Source organism: Halomonas halodenitrificans DSM 735 (assembly GCF_000620045.1).
Classification (GTDB): Bacteria; Pseudomonadota; Gammaproteobacteria; order Pseudomonadales; family Halomonadaceae; genus Halomonas; species Halomonas halodenitrificans.
The window spans coordinates 131,062-148,235 of sequence record NZ_KK211058.1 but is presented as its reverse complement, the minus strand read 5'-3'; the positions used below and the strand labels follow the sequence as shown (position 1 = coordinate 148,235).

The window sequence follows — 17,174 nt, the reverse complement described above, 5'->3', positions numbered from 1 at the left end:
TGCTGTACGCGATACGACCCCCCCTTGTCGTGAGCCTTCGGCGAGAAGGGACTGTCCCCGGCATTGGTGCCGGTGCTGGCGAAGAGCATAAACACTGATCTGATGGCTCGGTCGGGGACAGTCCCTGTGAGCTTCCTGTGAGCTTCGACTGAGCCGGAGACTGTCCCTGAAGGCCTGTGGGGGCTCCAGCTTACGGCTGTCACACCTGCCCGTAGCGTCCCGCTTCTTCGCCCAGCCAGCGCCGGATCAGCGGCTGGCTGGCCTCGGGGTGGCTGGCCATCAGCGCCTCGGCCAGCGGCGCGATGCGGTCGAGCAGGTCGGCGTCACGCTCCAGGTCGGCGATCTTCATCTGGGCGAGCCCCGTCTGGCGCGTGCCCAGGACCTCGCCCGGTCCCCGCAGCTCCAGGTCCTTCTCGGCGATGCGAAAGCCATCGGTCGTCTCGCGCATTACCGCCAGACGCTCCTTGGAGTGGGCCGATAGCGGCGGGTGATAGAGCAGCACGCAGAAGCTCTGGGTGGCGCCGCGCCCCACCCGGCCGCGCAGCTGATGCAGCTGGGAGAGGCCCAGGCGCTCGGGGTTCTCGATGATCATCAGGCTGGCATTGGGGACGTCGACCCCCACTTCGATTACCGTGGTGGCGACCAGCAGATCCAGCTCTCCGGCCTTGAAGGCCTCCATGACAGCGGCCTTCTCGGCGGGCTTCATGCGGCCGTGAACCAGGCCGACGGCGAGTTCCGGCAGCGCCTCGACCAGCTCGTCCCGGGTCGCTTCGGCGGCCTGGCATTCCAGTGCCTCGGATTCCTCGATCAGGGTGCAGACCCAGTAGGCCTGGCGCCCTTCGGCGCAGGCGTGACGAATGCGTTCGACCACTTCGGGGCGGCGTTCGCCGGGCATCGCCACGGTCTTCACCGGGGTGCGGCCGGGCGGCAGCTCATCGATCACCGAGACGTCCAGGTCGGCGTAGGCACTCATCGCCAGGGTGCGGGGGATGGGGGTGGCGGTCATCACCAACTGATGGGGGGTGAGGCCGCCGGCCTCGCCTTTTTCGCGCAGCGCCAGCCGCTGGTGGACCCCGAAGCGGTGCTGTTCATCGACGACCGCCAGGCCCAGGCGCTGGAAGTGCACGTCGTCCTGGAACAGCGCATGGGTGCCCACCACCATCTGGGCACGGCCATCCTGGATCGCCGCCTTGGTGTCGAGACGCGCCTTGCCCTTGAGCTTGCCGGCGAGCCAGGCGACGTCGATGCCGAGCGGTGTAAACCAGGCCTTGAAGGCCCGGTAGTGCTGCTCGGCCAGGATCTCGGTAGGCGCCATCATCGCCGCCTGACAGCCGCCGGAGATGGCGGCCAGGGCCGACATGGCGGCCACTACCGTCTTGCCGGAACCCACATCCCCCTGCACCAGACGCAGCATGGGGACTTCCCTGGCCAGGTCGGCACCGATCTCGTCGAGCACTCGGCGCTGGGCGGCGGTCAGGGAAAAGGGGAGCTGAGTCAAGAAGCGAGCCTGCAGGCCGCGTCCCGAGGCCAGGGCCGGGGCGCCATCTTCCTGGATACGCAGGCGCACCGTCTGCAGGCTGAGGCGGTGGGCGAGCAGCTCTTCCAGTGCCAGGCGACGGGTGGCCGGGTGGTGTCCGCTGGCCAGTTGTTCGGGGTCGATCTCCGGCGGTGGCTGATGCAGGGCATGCAGGCAGCGGTGCAGTTCGGGGAGCCTGAAGCGGCTGCGCAGGTCCGGTGTGATCCAGTCGGGCAGCGCCTCGGGGGCATCATCGAGGCGCGCCAGGGCCTGCTCGATCAGCGCCCGAAGGCGGGTCTGGTGCAGGCCCTCGGTGGCGGGATAGATCGGGGTCAGATGGTCCTCCACCGGCGGGGCATCGGCCTTGAGCAGGCGATACTCCGGGTGGTAGATCTCGAGGCCGGTGGCACCGGCACGCGCCTCGCCGAAGCCGCGCACCCGGCTACCGGGCTGGAACTGCTGCTGTTGGGCCGGCGAGAAGTGAAAGAAGCGCAGGCTGAGGAGTCCCGAACCATCACGCAGGCGCACCAACAGGCTGCGTCGCCGGCCGCTCACAACCTCGGCAGCCACTACCTCGCCTTCTACGACGGCTTCATGGCCGGCGCGCAGGGTGCCGATGGGCGTAATGCGGGTACGATCCTGGTAGCGCAGCGGCAGGTGAAAGAGCAGGTCGGCCACGCTGTCGATGCGCAGTCGGGACAGCTTCTGGGTCAGGGCCTCGCCAACGCCCTTGAGCGAGGAGACCGGCGCGTCGAGGGCCTTGTTCTCGGCGCTCATGCCGGGACGGAATCGGCCTGGCGGCAACGGGCGACGGCGTCGGTAATGGCGTCGATGGCCTTGGGTCGCGGGAAGCTGGCGCGCCAGGCGATGGCGACGGTGCGTTGCGGGGCAGGAGCCACGAAGGGCAGGCTGGTGAGCAGGCCACTCTCGTAGTGGGAGGTACCAATGGCCGAATGAGGCAGTACCGTGATGCCAAGCTTGGAGGCCACCATGTGGCGAATGGTTTCCAGCGACCCGCCTTCGGCGGTGAGCGTGTTGCTGGGGCTTGCGAGTTTCTGGCTGATCGCCGGGCAGGCCTCGAGGATCTGGTCGCGAAAGCAGTGACCCTCACCGAGCAGCAGCAGGCGTTCCTGGAGCAGCTCCTCCTTGTGCACGCTGTCGCGGCCGGCCCAGGCGTGATCCGCGGGTAGCAGCACCTCGAATTCCTCCGCATAGAGCGCCTTGGTCAGCACATCGGTCTCGGTAAAGGGCAGTGCCACGATGATGGCGTCCAGTTCGCCGCTGCGCAGCTTGCGACGCAGGTTGCCGGTGAAGCCCTCCTCGATGTAGAGCGGCATCTGCGGAGCGCTGCGGGCAAGCTCCGGGACCAGATGCGGGAGGAGGTAGGGCCCGATGGTATAGATGGCACCGAGGCGTAACGGCGTGGCCAGCTGGTCACGGCCCGCGGTGGCGAGTTCCTTGATCACGCTGGTCTGCTCCAGCACCCGCTGGGCCTGTTCGACGACCCTTTCGCCCAACGGAGTGACCTGGACCGTGGACTTGGAGCGCTCGAAGAGCGGTACGCCCAACTCTTCCTCGAGCTTCTTCACCGCCACCGACAGGGTCGGTTGAGAGACGAAGCAGCGCTCGGCAGCACGACCAAAGTGGCGCTCCTGGGCCAGTGTCACGATGTAGCGGAGTTCTGTTAGAGTCATGGGTGTTGCCTGGATGGCATCCTTGTGCATTTCCAATAGGGACGTTTTATCAGGGGGCGAGGCAAAGGTGAAGACAACGACACTGATTCTGGGTTGCGGGGACATCGGCACGGCACTGGGTCGGCGCCTGCAGGCTCAAGGGCAGCGCGTGATTGGTGCGCGTCGCCGAGCCGAGTCACTCGAGGATACGGGCCTGGAAGCGGTTGCCGCCGACCTCGCCGATCCGGCAAGCCTGGCTGGCTTGCCGGATGCCGATATCCTGGTCTATGTGGCCAGCGCCGACCGCTTCGAGGAGGCCGCCTATCGTGCCGCCTACCCCGAGGGGCTGGCGACCGTCCTGGCCGAATTCGGCGCGCGGGATAAGGTTCCGCGCCACGTCTTCTTCGTGTCCTCTACCAGCGTCTATGCCCAGTGTGACGGCGAGAGCGTGGATGAATCCAGCCCCACCGAGCCGACCGGCTTTTCCGGCCAGTTGATGTGCGAGGCCGAACGGGCGCTGAGCGATCACTCCCTGCCGGGTAGCGTGGTGCGTTTCTCGGGGATCTATGGCCCGGGCCGCGACCGGCTGATTCGTCAGGTCGGCGAGGGGCGGATTGCCCCGCCAAGCCCCGCCATGTACACCAACCGCATCCACCGAGACGACTGTGCCGGGGTGCTGGCGCACCTGATCGACCGGGTACTCGCCGACAAGGCCGTCGAGGCGCTCTATCTGGCGACCGACTGCGAGCCGGCGCCGCTCCATGACGTCATGTCCTGGCTCGCGAAGCAGCTCAAGGTGGAGGCCACCGATACCATCCAGTCTCCCCTGCGCCGCCGTGCCAGCAAGCTCTGCAGTAACGCCCGGCTGCTGGAGAGCGGCTACGTCTTCCGCTATCCCAGCTTCCGTGAGGGGTATGCCCAGGTGCTTAAGGAGGGGGGCTTCCTGCCGGAGAAAGCCTAAGCTGTCCGTAGAGAGCTTAAGCCGTCCGTAGAGAGCTTAAGCCGTCCGTAGAGAGCCTGAACTGTCCGTAGAAAGACTGAGCTATCGGAGAGGGCCCGAGGGTAAAAGCCCTCGGGCCCTCATGCCGAGTGAGTCGGGGCCGCGTAGCGTGCCCCGTCCTGCTCGGTAAAGGCGAGCCGTCGCGTCAGTCGCCGATGATCATCACACCCTCGGCCTCGAACTGCGCGCCCTTGGGCAGTGCCTTGACGCCGATGGCGGCCCGCGCCGGATAGGGCTTCTCGAAGAACTCTTCCATCAGGGCGTTGACGACCGCGAACTGCCCCAGGTCGACCAGGTAGAGGTTGAGCTTGACGATGTCCTGCAGGGAGCCCGCGGCTTCCTCGCAGACGGCGCGCAGGTTGGTGAAGACCTGGCGAGCCTGGGCCTCGAAATCATCGGACACCAGCTCCATGGTGGCCGGGTCGAGGGGGATCTGGCCGGAGAGGTAGACGGTATTGCCGGCCTTGATGGCCTGGGAGTAGGGACCGATGGCGGCGGGGGCCTTCTCGGTATTGATCACTGCCTTGTTGCTCATAATGTGCTCCATCATGTGGTGGGTGTTCGTCAATGATAAACGGCCCGCTCGCCCCCAGGGGGGCGAGGCCGGGCCGGTCGGGAAGGCATCAGTTGCCGAGGCGGTGAATGCGCTCGACGTGCATGAGATTGCGTAGTCGCTTGATGATGCGCGCCAGATGAACGCGATCGCGTACCGCGAGTACCAGATTGACCGTCGCCAGGCGGGCATCGCGTTCCTCGATGCCGATGCGCTCGATATTGGCCTCGGCATCGGTGATGACGCCGGCCAGCTCGGCCACCAGTCCACGGTGACTCTCTACCTCGAGACGCAGCGCTACCAGGAAATCCTCATCGATGGAATCGGCCCACTCCAGTGGGAAGAGTTTCTCGGGGTCGGCCTTGAGCTCACCCAGGTTACGGCACTCGGCGCGATGTACCACGATGCCCTTGCCCGCCGAGAGGTGTCCCACCACGGGGTCTCCGGGCAGCGGATGGCAGCAGCGGGCAAACTTGATAATCATGCCTTCGCCGCCGCTGATCATGATGGGACCGAGCTGGCGGCCCTCCTGGGTGTGCTGTTTCGTGGCATCGCCGTGCTGCAGGTCCATCAGGCGCCGGGCAATGACGTGGGCAACCCGTGAACCGAGGCCAATGGACTCCAGCAGGGCCTCCTCGTTCTTCAGGCCCAGCTCCCCGAGCAGGCCGGACAGCAGGCCTTCGGGCAGCTCCTCCAGGCTGGTCTCGAATTCACCGAGGGCCTTGTTGAGCAGGCGACGACCCAGCTGCACCGCCTCGGTATGCTGTTGATGCTTCAAGGCATGGCGGATCGCCGAACGCGCCTTGGCGGTGATCACGAAGTTGAGCCAGGTGAGGTTGGGGCGTGCCCCGGGCGCCGTAATGACCTCCAGGGTCTGGCCGCTCTCCAGCCGGGTCGAGAGCGGCGCCAGATGCCGGTCGATACGACAGGCGATGGTGCTGTTGCCGATGTCGGTGTGCACGCTATAGGCGAAGTCGATCACCGTGGCGCCCTGTGGCAGCTCCATGATGTCGCCCTTGGGCGTGAACACATAGATATCATCGGGGAAGAGATCGTTCTTGACGTGCTCGATAAATTCCAGCGAATCGCCGGCATGGCGCTGCATCTCGAGCAGTCCCTTGATCCAGGAGCGGGCCCGGGCGCGGCTGCCCTCGGCGATGGGATGGTCGGTCTGGCCCGCCTTGTAGAGCCAGTGAGCGGCGATGCCATTGTTGGCCATGGCCTCCATCTCACGGGTACGGATCTGTACCTCGATGGGCATGCCACCGGCGCCGAACAGGGTGGTATGCAGGCTCTGGTAGCCGTTGGCCTTGGGGATGGCGATATAGTCCTTGAAGCGCCCGGGCACCGGCTTGTAGAGGTTATGTACCACCCCGAGGATGCGATAGCAGCTGTCGACGTCGTCGGTCAGGATGCGAAAGCCGAAGACGTCCATGATCTCGTTGAACGACTTTCGCTGGTCGCGCATCTTGCGGTAGATCGACAGCAGATGCTTCTGGCGCCCGACCACCGTGCTGGGCAACTCCCCATCGTCGAGGCTCTGCTGGAGGGTGTTCTGGATCTGGCGGATCGCCGAGCGTCGATGGCCACGGGCGCTGGAGACGGCTCGCTTGATGCGTTCGGCGCGCATCGGGTGCAGGGCATGGAAGGAGAGGTCCTCCAGCTCCACGCGGATGGTGTTGATTCCCAGCCGGCTGGCGACGCGGGCGTAGATCTCCAGGGTCTCGCGGGCGATGCGGCGCTTCTTCTCGGGGCGCAGGGCACCGAGGGTACGCATGTTGTGCAGGCGGTCGGCAAGCTTGACGATGATCACCCGGATATCCCGGGACATCGCCAGCACCATCTTCTGGAAATTTTCTGCCTGGGCGACCGCCTTGTCCTCGAAGGCGATCTGGGTCAGCTTGGAAACGCCATCCACCAGCTCGGCTACCGGTGCGCCAAACTGCAGGGCCAGGGCTTCCTTGTCGACGCCGGTATCCTCGATCACGTCATGCAGCATGGCGGCCATCAGGCTCTGATGGTCCATATGCATGTTGGCGAGGATGTTGGCGACCGCCAGGGGGTGGGTGACGTAGGCCTCGCCGGAACGCCGCCGCTGGCCGTCGTGGGCCTGCTCGGCATAGTAGAAGGCGCGCTTGACCTGCTGGATCTCGCTCTGAGGTAGATAGCCGCCGAGACGGTCGGCCAGGTCATCGATGGTGAACATGCGGCGCGCCCTGACTCCTGGGTGAGTGTCCGGAAGGGGAGAACGGCGCCGGAGCGCCGTCGGGGATCACTCCTCGGTAAAGCTGCCGTATTGCGGCTGAGGCGGGCGGACCAGGGCCTCGATGGGCTCGTCGAGCACACTGGAGTCGACCTGACCACCGGCGATCTCGCGCAGGGCCATGACGGTGGGCTTGTCGTTATCCCACGGCAGCTGGGCGTCGCGGGAGCCGCGAGCCAGCTGGCGGGCGCGGTGGGTAGAGATCATCACCAGCTTGAAGCGGTTTTCGACGTTTTCCAGACAATCTTCGACTGTGACTCGCGCCATGGATGCCTTCCTGAAATGCTGACGGGACCCCCGATATCAAATCACGCGGTAAGCGTGTGACGAGTGTCCGCTATGGGTAGACAGGATAGGTTACTCGACGCCTGGCAGCGCTGACAAGCGCCACGAGCCTGGCTCTCAGGCGAGGAGCGCCTGGAGCAGGGCGGCGTGGGTGGCGCCGGCGCGTTGGCGGGCCAGGCGGCGGGACACCACCAGGGCGCGCAGTTCGTCCAGGGCGGTGGTGAAGTCGTCGTTGATCAGCAGGTAATCATACTCGTCGTGATGAGACATCTCGCTCACCGCATCGCGCATGCGCCGCTCGATCACCGCGTGCTCGTCGGTGCCGCGCCCGGAGAGCCGGCGTTCGAGCTCTTCCCGCGAGGGCGGCAGGATAAACACCGATACCGCCTCGGGAAGCTGCTCGCGTACCTGGCGGGCACCCTGCCAGTCGATCTCCAGGATCACGTCCTGACCGGCGGCCAGTGCCGCCTGTACGGCCGGGCGCGAGGTGCCGTAATAGTTGTCGAACACTCGGGCATACTCGAAGAACTCGCCGCGTTCGATCATTGCCTCGAAGGCCGGCACGTCGACGAAGTGGTAGTTGACGCCGTCGATCTCGCCTTCGCGGCGGACACGTGTCGTGTGAGAGGTCGACACCTGGATGCCGTCGAGACTCTCGACAAGCTCGCGTACCAGGCTGGTCTTGCCGGCGCCGGAAGGGGCGGAAACGACGAACAACGTACCTTGCGACATGCGCATCTCCGGATTGGCTAACGGTCTGCAGACCGGGATGAGGCCGATAGTGGAAGGTGGCGGAGTATCGCATACCCGCGTGGTGCCTGCATCCGACTACCCAAGGGTGCCAGAAGAGGCGGGGCGTCGTCGCTCGAGGCGGCGTCCCAGGGTGAAGATTGCCAGGCCACCCAATGCCAGGCCGGCACCCACCAGCCCGGTGGTCGACCAGACGGCGCCGTTCTTGACGGTGACGCCGCCCAGCCAGGCGCCGAGGGCGTTGGCACAGTTGAAGGCGGCATGATTCATCGAGGCGGCCATGGTCTGGGCATTGCCGGCGACATCCATGAGACGCGCCTGTAGTGCCGGCCCCAGGGCGATACCGGTACCCACCAGAGCGACGAAGAGCAGCCCCGTCAGCAGATGGTTGGCGGCCACATAGAAGCCCAGCTGTACCAGCAGGCTCCACACCAGAATGCAGGGGATCGCCCCCACCGGATGGCGGTCGGCGAGCCTGGCACCCATCAGGTTGCCGACAATGCTGCCGAGGCCGAAGATGGCCAGTACCCAGGGGCCCAGGGCCTCGGGCATGTCCGCCTGGTCGCGCAGGGTGGGCACCGCGTAGCTGAATACCGCGAACATGCCGCCGAAGCCGATGGCGGCGACAGCCAGGGTCGCCAGTACACGTTGACTGGCGAGGGCGCCGAGTTCACGGCGCGGGCTCGCGGCACGATCGCCAAGCTGGAAGGGCACGAACAGTCGAATCATGAGCATGGTGGCGATGGCCACGCCGCCCACGGCGAAGAATGCGAAGCGCCAGCCCAGTAACTGGCCGGCCCAGGTGGCCAGGGGGGCGCCCACCACGATGGCGACGCTCAGCCCCAGCATGACCCGGCCGACCGCGCGGGCGCGTTGATCCACGGGTACCGCCGCCGCGGCCACCAGGGCGGCGACGCCGAAGAAGGCGCCGTGGGGCAGGCCGGCGACGAAACGCAGGGCCACGAAGGAAACGAAGTCGGTGGTCAGGGAGCTGGCCACGTTGCCCAGGGCGAACACCAGCATCAGGCTGATCAGCAAGGCCCGGCGAGGCACGCGTGCCGCCAGTGCCGAGATCAGGGGGGCGCCTACCACCACCCCCAGGGCGTAGGCGGAGATGGCATAGCCAACGTCGGCGGTGGCCACCTCGAGGTTGGTGGCTACCTGTTCCATCAGGCCCATGATCACGAATTCACTGGTGCCGATGCCAAAGCCCCCGAGGGCCAGAGCGAGTTCCGCCAGGCGCGGATGGCGCGCCGCGGCGGGTGAGGGGGTGGGCATGGGGCTCTCCGCGCAAAAAGGCGACCCCGGCGGATGGCCAGGGTCGCGAGGGGAAACGAAAGTCAGAAGAACGTCAGTATAGAGCAGAGTGATTAGGAGGCGAAGCGCCCTCGCTTACTCGATATTCTGGATCTGCTCACGCATCTGCTCGATCAATACCTTGAGCTCGACGGCGCAGCGGGTGCTCTCGGCCACCACCGATTTCGACGACAGGGTGTTGGCCTCGCGGTTGAGCTCCTGCATCAGGAAGTCGAGGCGCCGGCCCACCGGGCCCTTCTGATCGAGCTGGCGCCTTACCTCGGCGACATGAGTGGCCAGACGGTCGAGCTCTTCGTCGACGTCGGCCTTGTTGGCCAGCAGGGTGAGCTCCGCCTCCAGGCGCTGAGGGTCGAGGCCGGAGGCGACTTCTTCCAGCCGCTCGAGCAGCTGGGCGCGCTGACGCTCGAGGATCTGTGGCATCAGGGTGCGTACCTCGGCCACCTGGGCCTCGATGCCGGCGAGTCGATCACCGATCAGCTCGGCGAGCTTGTCGCCCTCCCGGGCGCGGCCGGCGATAAGGTCGTCGAGGGCGCGTTCGAACAGGGCCATGGCGGCTTCCTTGACCGTTGCGGTGTCGGGGCCGCGATTCTCCAGTACGCCGGGGTAGTCGAGTAGGGCCAGGGCGTCGGGTGGGGTCGCCTCCTCCACCGCCTGGCGCACCTCACCGAGGGCCCGGGCGAGCTCGGTGAGCCGTGCCCGATTGACGGCGAGTCCGGCGCTGTCGCCGGAGGCCTCGAAGCGCAGGCTGACCTCGACCTTGCCCCGCGCCAGACGGGTGCGCAGCGTCTCACGGAAGGTCGGCTCCAGGTCGCGCAGGCTCTCCGGCAGGCGAAAGTGGGGCTCCAGGTAACGCTGATTCACCGAGCGCAATTCAAGCTGCAGGCTGCCCCAGGCGGCGGCGTGTTCCTGGCGGGCGAAGGCGGTCATGCTGTGAACCATGGCAGGGCTCCCGGGATGGCTGGTCTAAGGGGTGGCGCGTGGAATGAACAGGCAGGAGTGTAACCGATTCGCCGTCAGCTCCGGGCCAAGCGTGTAGAATGGCTGCCAGCCGAAACCCAGGCATTTCTTATTTTCTGTCAACGACGAGGCACCATGGCCAACGATTTTCGACGCCCCAGCGGGCGTGCACCCGAAGCCCCCCGCGAGATCCGCCTGACCCGCGACTACACTCGCCATGCCGAAGGTTCGGTGCTGGTGGAGTTCGGTGATACCAAGGTGCTGTGCAACGCCAGCGTCGAGCCCGGTGTGCCGCGCTGGTTGCGCGGCAAGGGACAGGGCTGGGTCACCGCCGAGTACGGCATGCTGCCCCGGGCCACTCATACCCGCGGAGGACGTGAGGCCGCGCGTGGCAAGCAGGGCGGTCGCACCCTGGAGATCCAGCGTCTGATCGGTCGCTCGCTGCGGGCGGCGGTCAATCTCAAGAAGCTGGGTGAATTCACCATTACCGTGGACTGTGATGTGATCCAGGCCGATGGCGGCACGCGCACCGCGTCCATCACCGGCGGTTGTGTGGCGCTGATGGATGCCATTCGTTACCTGCAGCGCAACAAGCTGATCAAGGGGGATCCCTTCAAGCAGCTGGTCAGCTCGGTATCGGTGGGCATCTTCAAGGGAGTGCCGGTGGTGGATCTGGACTACCCCGAGGACAGCGGCGCCGACACCGACATGAACGTGGTGATGACCGAGGGAGGCAGCCTGATCGAGGTGCAGGGCACCGCCGAGAAGGGTGCCTTCAGCCGCACCGAGCTCAATGCCATGCTGGAGCTGGCCGAGAATGCCGGCGTGCAGCTGTTCGACCATCAGCGCGAATCGCTGGGTATCCCCCGCTGATAGCGGCGACCTCTCACTAATGCACAGTGCCGGCCAATGATGGCCGGCACTGTGCGTTTCGATAGACCGGAACGGCGACGGAGAGGGGCTTAGAGCGGCAGGTCGTACTCGATGATCAGCGGCGCGAACTCCGAGAAGGTGGCATCGTAGTCGATCCAGGCATCCACCACGTGACGGCGGAAGTTGGGCCCCACCACCTGGTAGTCGACGCGCCAGCCCTCCTGGCGAGACCGCGATATTTCCTGGTCGAGCTTGGGCCACCAGGTATATTCACCGGCATCGCGGTTGATCTCGCGGAAGGTGTCGATAAAGCCGGTGGGGCCGAATACCTGGTCCATCCAGGCGCGCTCCTCGGGGGTGAACCCCGGGGTTCCCTGGTTGTCGGCCCAGTTCTCCAGGTCGATGGTCTTGTGGGCAACATGCCAGGTGCCGCAGATGATGTACTCGCGGCGCTTGCGGGCCATCTTGCTCAGGTACTCCTGATACTGGGCCATGAAGGTCTGCTTGGCGGCGGGGTCGCTGCCGTCGGGCATCAGGAAGCTGGCGATGCTGAAGCGGTCATAGTCGGCCTGCAAAAAGCGCGCCTCATGATCGCACTGGGGAAAGCCCAGCCCGTACATGATGGCCTTGGGAATCTTTCGGCAGTAGAGCCCCACACCGGAGAAGCCATCCTGCTCGGCATCGAGGAAGTATCCCTCGTAGCCTTCCGGGTAGAGGATGCTGTCGTCCAGTTCGAAGCTCTTGGCCTTGAGATTCTGGACACAGACGACATCGGCGTCCTGATTGGCCAGCCAGTCGAGAAAACCGCGTCCCACGGCCTCACGGATGCCGTTGACGTTGATGGTTGCTATTTTCATACGTGGTCCCTTTTCCGTCGCGCGTGTATGATACCCGACGTTTCGACGTATGGGTAAATGGCCAAGGCCAATAAATGTGATAGGAGGCCCCGTGGCAAATCAGCACATGCAGCCCTACCAGCGTGAGTTCATCGAGTTTGCCATCGACCAGGGCGTGTTGCGCTTCGGTGAGTTCACCCTCAAGTCCGGCCGCGTCAGCCCCTATTTCTTCAACGCCGGACTATTTCGCACCGGCGCCGCCCTGGCCCGCCTGGGACGCTTCTATGCCCGCGCCATCGCCGAGCGTGCCCCGCAATGCGATGTGCTCTTCGGCCCCGCCTACAAGGGCATTCCCCTGGCTGCCACCACCGCCGTGGCGCTGGCTGACCACCACGGTCGTGACCTGCCCTATGCCTTCAATCGCAAGGAGGCCAAGGCTCATGGCGAAGGCGGCACCATCGTCGGTGCCGAGCTGGCCGGCAATATTCTCATCATCGATGACGTGATCACTGCCGGTACCGCGATTCGCGAGGTGATGACGCTGATCGATGGGGCCGGGGCCCGGGCCGCCGGGGTGGTGATTGCCCTCGACCGTCAGGAGCGCGGCAGTGACAAGGTCGACGACAAGGGCCTGAGTGCCATTCAGGAAGTCGAGGCTCGCTATGCCATGCCGGTCGTCAGCATCGTGACGCTGGACATGGTCTTGACCTACCTTGAAGAGCATGCCGGTGATTCGCTGCGTGGCTACGCCGCCGCCATTCGCGACTACCGCTCTCGATATGGCGTTTCCACTGTGGCGTGATCGCCGATTGCGCTAAGCTCTACAAGAGCCATACAGGATGTGCCGACGGCACAGGACAGGATAAGCATGATGAGATCGAGACAGACGCTGCTGGCGTGTCTGGTGCTGATAGCCAGCTTCGGCGCCGTTCAGGCCGCTAGCCTGGACCTCAATCTGGGGTCGGATGCCGTTCAGTTCGAGGCGGCTGGTGAGCTGGTGAAGGGCATTCAGCTCGGCGGCGGCGTGACGAACAGCGATTATCGCGAGGATGCGACCGTCTATCACGCCCAGTTGATGGGTAGCCAGCACACCTCACGCCGTGAGTTGGGCGTCGGTGCCCGCTGGACCCAGTATGACACCGATATCGGCGATGGCGGCGGCCTGGGTCTCGGTGGTTACGGGTATGTCTACCTGCCCAATATGCCGGCGGTCTCGCTGGGTGGTTATGGTTACTATACGCCCGACGCCATGACCACCAGCGAGCTGGAGGAAGGCTATGAAGTCGGCCTGCGTGCTCGCTATGCCTTCACCCCCAACGTGGATGGTTATCTCGGACTGCGTCAGCTGGATGCCGACTTCGATGAAGAGCGTGGCAGCCGTACCCTGGATCGCGGTGCCCAGGCCGGTGTTCGTCTGCGTTTCTGATTGTCCTTCTGCGCCGATGAATGCGGGCCCCGGCATGGGGCCCGTCTGCATTCCATCGGGTCTCACAGCGGATAAGCCATGCTCCATGTCGTCCTGTTTCAGCCCGAGATTCCCCCCAATACCGGCAATCTGATTCGGCTGTGCGCCAATACCGGTTTTCACCTGCATCTGATCGAGCCACTGGGCTTCGAGCTCGATGACAGGCGCCTGCGCCGCGCCGGTCTCGACTACCATGAGTGGGCGGCGGTGCGCGTGCACCGTGACTGGCCGGCCTACCTCGAGGCGGCCGGGCCCGAGCGTGTCTTCGCGGTATCGACGCGTGGGCGCCGTGGTTACCATGAGCCCGATTATCGGGCCGGCGATGCCCTGGTGTTCGGCCCCGAGACTCGCGGTCTGCCCCGGGAGATGCTCGATGCCCTGCCCGACGCCCAGCGGCTGCGAATCCCCATGCGGCCCGACAGCCGCAGCCTGAATCTCTCCAATGCCTGTGCGGTGCTGGTCTATGAAGCCTGGCGGCAGCTGGACTTCGCCGGCTCGGCAGAGGTAGACATCATGAGGTAAGCCCCTTGAGTGCCCCCAGCTCCATCCAGCAGCGCCTCGCCGGCCTTAACCCTCGGCAGCAGGAGGCGGTGCGCTATATCGACGGCCCCTGTCTGGTGCTGGCCGGCGCCGGTTCCGGCAAGACCAGCGTGATCACCACCAAGATCGCCTATCTGATTCAGGTCTGCGGCATGAGCGCCCGCCGCATTGCCGCGGTGACCTTTACCAACAAGGCCGCCCGGGAGATGAAGGAGCGGGTAGGGGGGATGCTCAAGGGCAAGGAAGGGCACGGGTTGACGGTTTCCACCTTCCACACCCTGGGACTCAATATCATCCGTCGCGAGCTCAAGGCGCTGGGCTACCGCCCCGGTTTCTCGCTGTTTGATCCCGAGGATGCCAAGGCGCTGCTACGCGACCTGATGCACAAGGATGCCCAGGTCGATGCCGACCAGATCAATGCCGTGCAGCATCGCATCTCCGAATGGAAGAACGACCTGATACTGCCGGGCCAGGCGATGTCCCATGCCGCCGACGAGGACGAGCTGTTTGCCGCCCGGGTCTACGAGGCCTATAACCGCCACCTCAAGGCCTACAATGCGGTGGACTTCGATGACCTGATTCTGCTGCCGGTAGTGCTGCTGCGCGATGACCCCGAGGCCCTGGCGCGCTGGCGCAAGCGCATCCACTACATGCTGGTGGATGAGTACCAGGATACCAATGTCAGCCAGTACCAGCTGGTCAAGCTGCTGATGGCCGAGCGGGCCACCTTTACCGTGGTGGGTGACGATGATCAGTCGATCTACGCCTGGCGCGGGGCGCGCCCCGAGAATCTGGTCACCCTGGGTGAGGACTTTCCGCGCCTGGACGTCATCAAGCTCGAGCAGAACTATCGCTCCACCGGCACCATCCTGCGTGCCGCCAATACCCTGATCAGCAATAACCCCCATGTCTACGAGAAGACCCTGTGGTCGGACATGGGCGAGGGCGCGCCGATTCGTGTGGTGGTCAACCGGCATGAGGAGGCCGAGGCGGACCGGGTGGCCAGCGAGATCCTCACCCGGCGCATCAAGGAGCGCGCCGAGTGGCGTGACTTCGCCGTGCTCTACCGCGGCAACTTTCAGGCCCGGCTGCTGGAGCTCAAGCTGCAGCACTACCAGATTCCCTACAAGCTCTCGGGGGGCACCTCCTTCTTCTCGCGCAACGAGATCAAGGATGCCATGGCCTACTTGCGGCTGCTGATCAACCCGGCGGATGACAATGCCTTCCTGCGTATCGTCAATGTGCCGCGCCGGGAGATCGGCCCCGGTACCCTGGAGAAGCTGGCCAACTACGCCAATGAACGCGGCATCGCCCTGTTCGCCGCCTGCCATGAACTGGGCCTTGCCGACCAGCTGCCGGCCAGGGCCGTGGAGCGCCTGGGGCGGTTTACCCACTTCATCGATGGCGTGCGCCGGCGCATGGATGGCGGCGATGCCATCGCCGCCATTCGCGACATGCTGGGTGAGATGGACTACGAGGCCTGGCTCTATCAGAACGCCAGCGCCCCGACCATCGCCGAGCGGCGCATGGCCAACGTCTGGATCCTGATCGACCAGTTGGAGAAGTCGATGGAAGCCGACCCGGAGGAGAGCACGGCCTCCGAGGAGACCGAGACCGATAGCGTGGAGGCGGCCATCTCGCGGCTGGTGCTGCGCGATATCCTCGAACAGCAGGCCGAGGAGGACGACTCCGATCGCGTTCAGCTGCTGACCATGCACGCTTCCAAGGGCCTCGAGTTTCCCCATGTCTACCTGATGGGCCTGGAGGAGGAGCTGCTGCCCCACCGCAATGCCATCGAGGCGGGCACGGTGGAAGAAGAGCGGCGCCTGGCCTATGTAGGCATCACCCGGGCGCGACGCACCCTGACGTTGACCCTGGCGCGCCAGCGCAAGACCTACGGCGAACTGATGGACTGTGCCCCCAGCCGTTTCCTGGACGAGTTGCCCGAAGCGGATCTGGAGTGGGAGGGACGGTCGGACCGGGAGGATCCGGAGAAGAAGCAGGCCCGGGGGCAGGACGCCATCGCCGGGCTGCGCTCGCTACTCGGCTAGCCGGGTCGTTATCGGTAGCCGACGCCACCCAGGACTGTGCATTCAAGCCTGGGTGGCATCGGCGCCGGGGCGGCTTAGCGCGGCTGCTGGTTGTAGTAGTTAGCGATGTCCGTTATGTCTTCATCGGACAGGGAGGCTGCCATCGGGGTCATGACTGCCGACATGCCGCCCTGGCGCTGGCCATCGCGATAGGCCTTCAGGGCGTTTACCAGATAGTCGACATTCTGGTCCGCGAGGTTCGGATACATCGGTGCGGTGCCGTGTCCGTCCTGGCCATGGCAGGCCACGCAGGTACCGATCTTGTCGGCACCGGGAAGGTCAGCGGCAGCGACTTCGGTTGCCGTGCCATCGGCGGCGGCGTCATCGGCAGCAGCAGCAGCGGCGTCATCGGCAGCAGCAGCAGCGGCGTCATCGGCGGAGGCGTCATCGGCAGCAGCAGCGTCATCGGCGGTGGCGTCACCGGCCGACTCGGCACTGGTCTCTTCTTCCGACTCGGCGGTGGTGGCGTCTTCCTGGGCAGCGGCGTCGGTCGCCGAATCGGTATCCTCTTCGGAAGAGGCCGCCTCTGTCGTGCCTTCCTCGGCCGGCGATTCCTCGGTAGATGCCTCGTCACCACCACCCAGCTCCGGTACGTCCATCACCGGTTCCACCATATAGGCGGTGACGGCCTCCATCTCGGCGTCGGAGAGGTTGGGGTTGCCGCCGCGTGCCGGCATGGCGTTGAAGCCGTTCATGGAGTGGTCCAGCAGGGTCGCGAAGCCCTTCTCCACACGATCGGCCCAGGCCGCCTCGTCGCCGCGGACCGGGGCACCGGCGGCACCGGTCTCGTGACAGGCCATGCAGACGTTGTTGTAGATGCCGGCACCGTCGATATCGCCGCCGCCACCGCTGGATGCGCTGTCGTCAGCGCCGGCGCTGGCACTAGCGGAGCCGCAGTCTTCGCCCTGTACACAGAGCTCGCCCACCGGCTTCAGGCGCTCGGCGATGGCGTCACGCTCGGCGTCGTCTTGTGCCAGGGCCGTAGCGGCGCTGGCGGTCAGGCCCAGGGTGGCCAGACACCCCATGATCAGCTTGCTGGTTTTCACGTTCACTACC

The 17,174-nt window shown here is 65.5% G+C and carries 16 protein-coding genes; 6 read left to right on the top strand and 10 right to left on the bottom strand.

Features of this window, described 5'->3' with window-relative positions; all coding sequences use genetic code 11:
* Positions 1–199: 199 nt before the first annotated feature.
* Both recG and Q358_RS0114635 read right to left on the bottom strand, forming a co-directional pair.
* On the bottom strand, positions 200–2,293 hold the full coding sequence (gene recG, locus Q358_RS0114640; protein ID WP_027962656.1) for an ATP-dependent DNA helicase RecG: 2,094 nt from the start codon (positions 2,291–2,293) through the stop codon (positions 200–202).
* On the bottom strand, positions 2,290–3,210 hold the full coding sequence (locus Q358_RS0114635; RefSeq protein ID WP_027962655.1) for a hydrogen peroxide-inducible genes activator: 921 nt from the start codon (positions 3,208–3,210) through the stop codon (positions 2,290–2,292). Before Q358_RS0114635 ends, recG begins: the two co-directional genes overlap by 4 nt.
* Positions 3,211–3,277: 67 nt before the next feature.
* On the opposite strand from Q358_RS0114635, the gene Q358_RS0114630 reads away from it, so the two are divergent.
* Positions 3,278–4,150, top strand: a complete 873-nt coding sequence (locus Q358_RS0114630) for an SDR family oxidoreductase (protein WP_027962654.1) — start codon at positions 3,278–3,280, stop codon at positions 4,148–4,150.
* Between the two features lie 184 nt (positions 4,151–4,334).
* On the opposite strand, the gene Q358_RS0114625 is transcribed toward Q358_RS0114630, so the two are convergent.
* The 6 genes from Q358_RS0114625 to Q358_RS0114600 form a co-directional block, all read right to left on the bottom strand.
* Positions 4,335–4,724 carry a RidA family protein gene (locus tag Q358_RS0114625; RefSeq protein WP_027962653.1) on the bottom strand — a complete coding sequence of 130 codons (390 nt, stop codon included), beginning with the start codon at positions 4,722–4,724 and terminating at the stop codon, positions 4,335–4,337.
* Positions 4,725–4,812: 88 nt separating this feature from the next.
* Positions 4,813–6,948, bottom strand: a complete 2,136-nt coding sequence (locus Q358_RS0114620) for a RelA/SpoT family protein (RefSeq protein ID WP_027962652.1) — start codon at positions 6,946–6,948, stop codon at positions 4,813–4,815.
* 66 nt (positions 6,949–7,014) lie between these two features.
* A complete protein-coding gene (rpoZ, locus tag Q358_RS0114615; protein ID WP_027962651.1) occupies positions 7,015–7,272 on the bottom strand; it encodes a DNA-directed RNA polymerase subunit omega in 258 nt (85 codons plus the stop codon).
* Between the two features lie 135 nt (positions 7,273–7,407).
* Positions 7,408–8,022 carry a guanylate kinase gene (gene gmk / locus Q358_RS0114610; RefSeq protein ID WP_027962650.1) on the bottom strand — a complete coding sequence of 205 codons (615 nt, stop codon included), beginning with the start codon at positions 8,020–8,022 and terminating at the stop codon, positions 7,408–7,410.
* A 96-nt stretch (positions 8,023–8,118) separates the two neighbouring features.
* Positions 8,119–9,318 carry an MFS transporter gene (locus tag Q358_RS0114605; RefSeq protein ID WP_027962649.1) on the bottom strand — a complete coding sequence of 400 codons (1,200 nt, stop codon included), beginning with the start codon at positions 9,316–9,318 and terminating at the stop codon, positions 8,119–8,121.
* Positions 9,319–9,432: 114 nt separating this feature from the next.
* Positions 9,433–10,296, bottom strand: coding sequence for a YicC/YloC family endoribonuclease (locus Q358_RS0114600; RefSeq protein WP_027962648.1), 864 nt, complete (start codon positions 10,294–10,296; stop codon positions 9,433–9,435).
* 153 nt (positions 10,297–10,449) lie between these two features.
* On the opposite strand from Q358_RS0114600, the gene rph reads away from it, so the two are divergent.
* Positions 10,450–11,187, top strand: coding sequence for a ribonuclease PH (gene rph, locus Q358_RS0114595; protein ID WP_027962647.1), 738 nt, complete (start codon positions 10,450–10,452; stop codon positions 11,185–11,187).
* Between the two features lie 89 nt (positions 11,188–11,276).
* On the opposite strand, the gene Q358_RS0114590 is transcribed toward rph, so the two are convergent.
* Complete coding sequence (locus Q358_RS0114590) at positions 11,277–12,044, bottom strand: exodeoxyribonuclease III (protein WP_027962646.1); 768 nt, start codon at positions 12,042–12,044, stop codon at positions 11,277–11,279.
* A 106-nt stretch (positions 12,045–12,150) separates the two neighbouring features.
* Between Q358_RS0114590 and pyrE the strand changes: the two genes are divergently transcribed.
* The 4 genes from pyrE to rep all read left to right on the top strand — a co-directional run bounded on the left by pyrE (position 12,151) and on the right by rep (position 16,079).
* Positions 12,151–12,825, top strand: coding sequence for an orotate phosphoribosyltransferase (pyrE, locus tag Q358_RS0114585; RefSeq protein WP_027962645.1), 675 nt, complete (start codon positions 12,151–12,153; stop codon positions 12,823–12,825).
* Between the two features lie 66 nt (positions 12,826–12,891).
* On the top strand, positions 12,892–13,449 hold the full coding sequence (locus Q358_RS0114580) for a YfaZ family outer membrane protein (protein ID WP_245598334.1): 558 nt from the start codon (positions 12,892–12,894) through the stop codon (positions 13,447–13,449).
* Between the two features lie 78 nt (positions 13,450–13,527).
* Positions 13,528–14,010 carry a tRNA (uridine(34)/cytosine(34)/5-carboxymethylaminomethyluridine(34)-2'-O)-methyltransferase TrmL gene (gene trmL, locus Q358_RS0114575; RefSeq protein WP_027962643.1) on the top strand — a complete coding sequence of 161 codons (483 nt, stop codon included), beginning with the start codon at positions 13,528–13,530 and terminating at the stop codon, positions 14,008–14,010.
* A 5-nt stretch (positions 14,011–14,015) separates the two neighbouring features.
* A complete protein-coding gene (gene rep / locus Q358_RS0114570) occupies positions 14,016–16,079 on the top strand; it encodes a DNA helicase Rep (protein WP_027962642.1) in 2,064 nt (687 codons plus the stop codon).
* A 74-nt stretch (positions 16,080–16,153) separates the two neighbouring features.
* Here rep and Q358_RS18425 read toward each other — a convergent pair whose 3' ends face one another.
* On the bottom strand, positions 16,154–17,164 hold the full coding sequence (locus Q358_RS18425; protein ID WP_156940947.1) for a c-type cytochrome: 1,011 nt from the start codon (positions 17,162–17,164) through the stop codon (positions 16,154–16,156).
* Positions 17,165–17,174 lie beyond the last annotated feature (10 nt).

What these genes read in the sequence shown, in the direction of transcription:
- Q358_RS0114620 (WP_027962652.1), bottom strand. Translation starts at nt 6,948, where the DNA reads ATGTTCACCATCGATGACCTGGCCGACCGTCTCGGCGGCTATCTACCT.
- gmk (WP_027962650.1), bottom strand. Translation starts at nt 8,022, where the DNA reads ATGTCGCAAGGTACGTTGTTCGTCGTTTCCGCCCCTTCCGGCGCCGGC.
- trmL (WP_027962643.1), top strand. Translation starts at nt 13,528, where the DNA reads ATGCTCCATGTCGTCCTGTTTCAGCCCGAGATTCCCCCCAATACCGGC.
- rpoZ (WP_027962651.1), bottom strand. Translation starts at nt 7,272, where the DNA reads ATGGCGCGAGTCACAGTCGAAGATTGTCTGGAAAACGTCGAAAACCGC.
- Q358_RS0114605 (WP_027962649.1), bottom strand. Translation starts at nt 9,318, where the DNA reads ATGCCCACCCCCTCACCCGCCGCGGCGCGCCATCCGCGCCTGGCGGAA.
- Q358_RS0114600 (WP_027962648.1), bottom strand. Translation starts at nt 10,296, where the DNA reads ATGGTTCACAGCATGACCGCCTTCGCCCGCCAGGAACACGCCGCCGCC.
- Q358_RS0114625 (WP_027962653.1), bottom strand. Translation starts at nt 4,724, where the DNA reads ATGAGCAACAAGGCAGTGATCAATACCGAGAAGGCCCCCGCCGCCATC.
- recG (WP_027962656.1), bottom strand. Translation starts at nt 2,293, where the DNA reads ATGAGCGCCGAGAACAAGGCCCTCGACGCGCCGGTCTCCTCGCTCAAG.
- Q358_RS0114635 (WP_027962655.1), bottom strand. Translation starts at nt 3,210, where the DNA reads ATGACTCTAACAGAACTCCGCTACATCGTGACACTGGCCCAGGAGCGC.
- pyrE (WP_027962645.1), top strand. Translation starts at nt 12,151, where the DNA reads ATGCAGCCCTACCAGCGTGAGTTCATCGAGTTTGCCATCGACCAGGGC.
- rph (WP_027962647.1), top strand. Translation starts at nt 10,450, where the DNA reads ATGGCCAACGATTTTCGACGCCCCAGCGGGCGTGCACCCGAAGCCCCC.
- Q358_RS0114590 (WP_027962646.1), bottom strand. Translation starts at nt 12,044, where the DNA reads ATGAAAATAGCAACCATCAACGTCAACGGCATCCGTGAGGCCGTGGGA.
- Q358_RS0114580 (WP_245598334.1), top strand. Translation starts at nt 12,892, where the DNA reads ATGATGAGATCGAGACAGACGCTGCTGGCGTGTCTGGTGCTGATAGCC.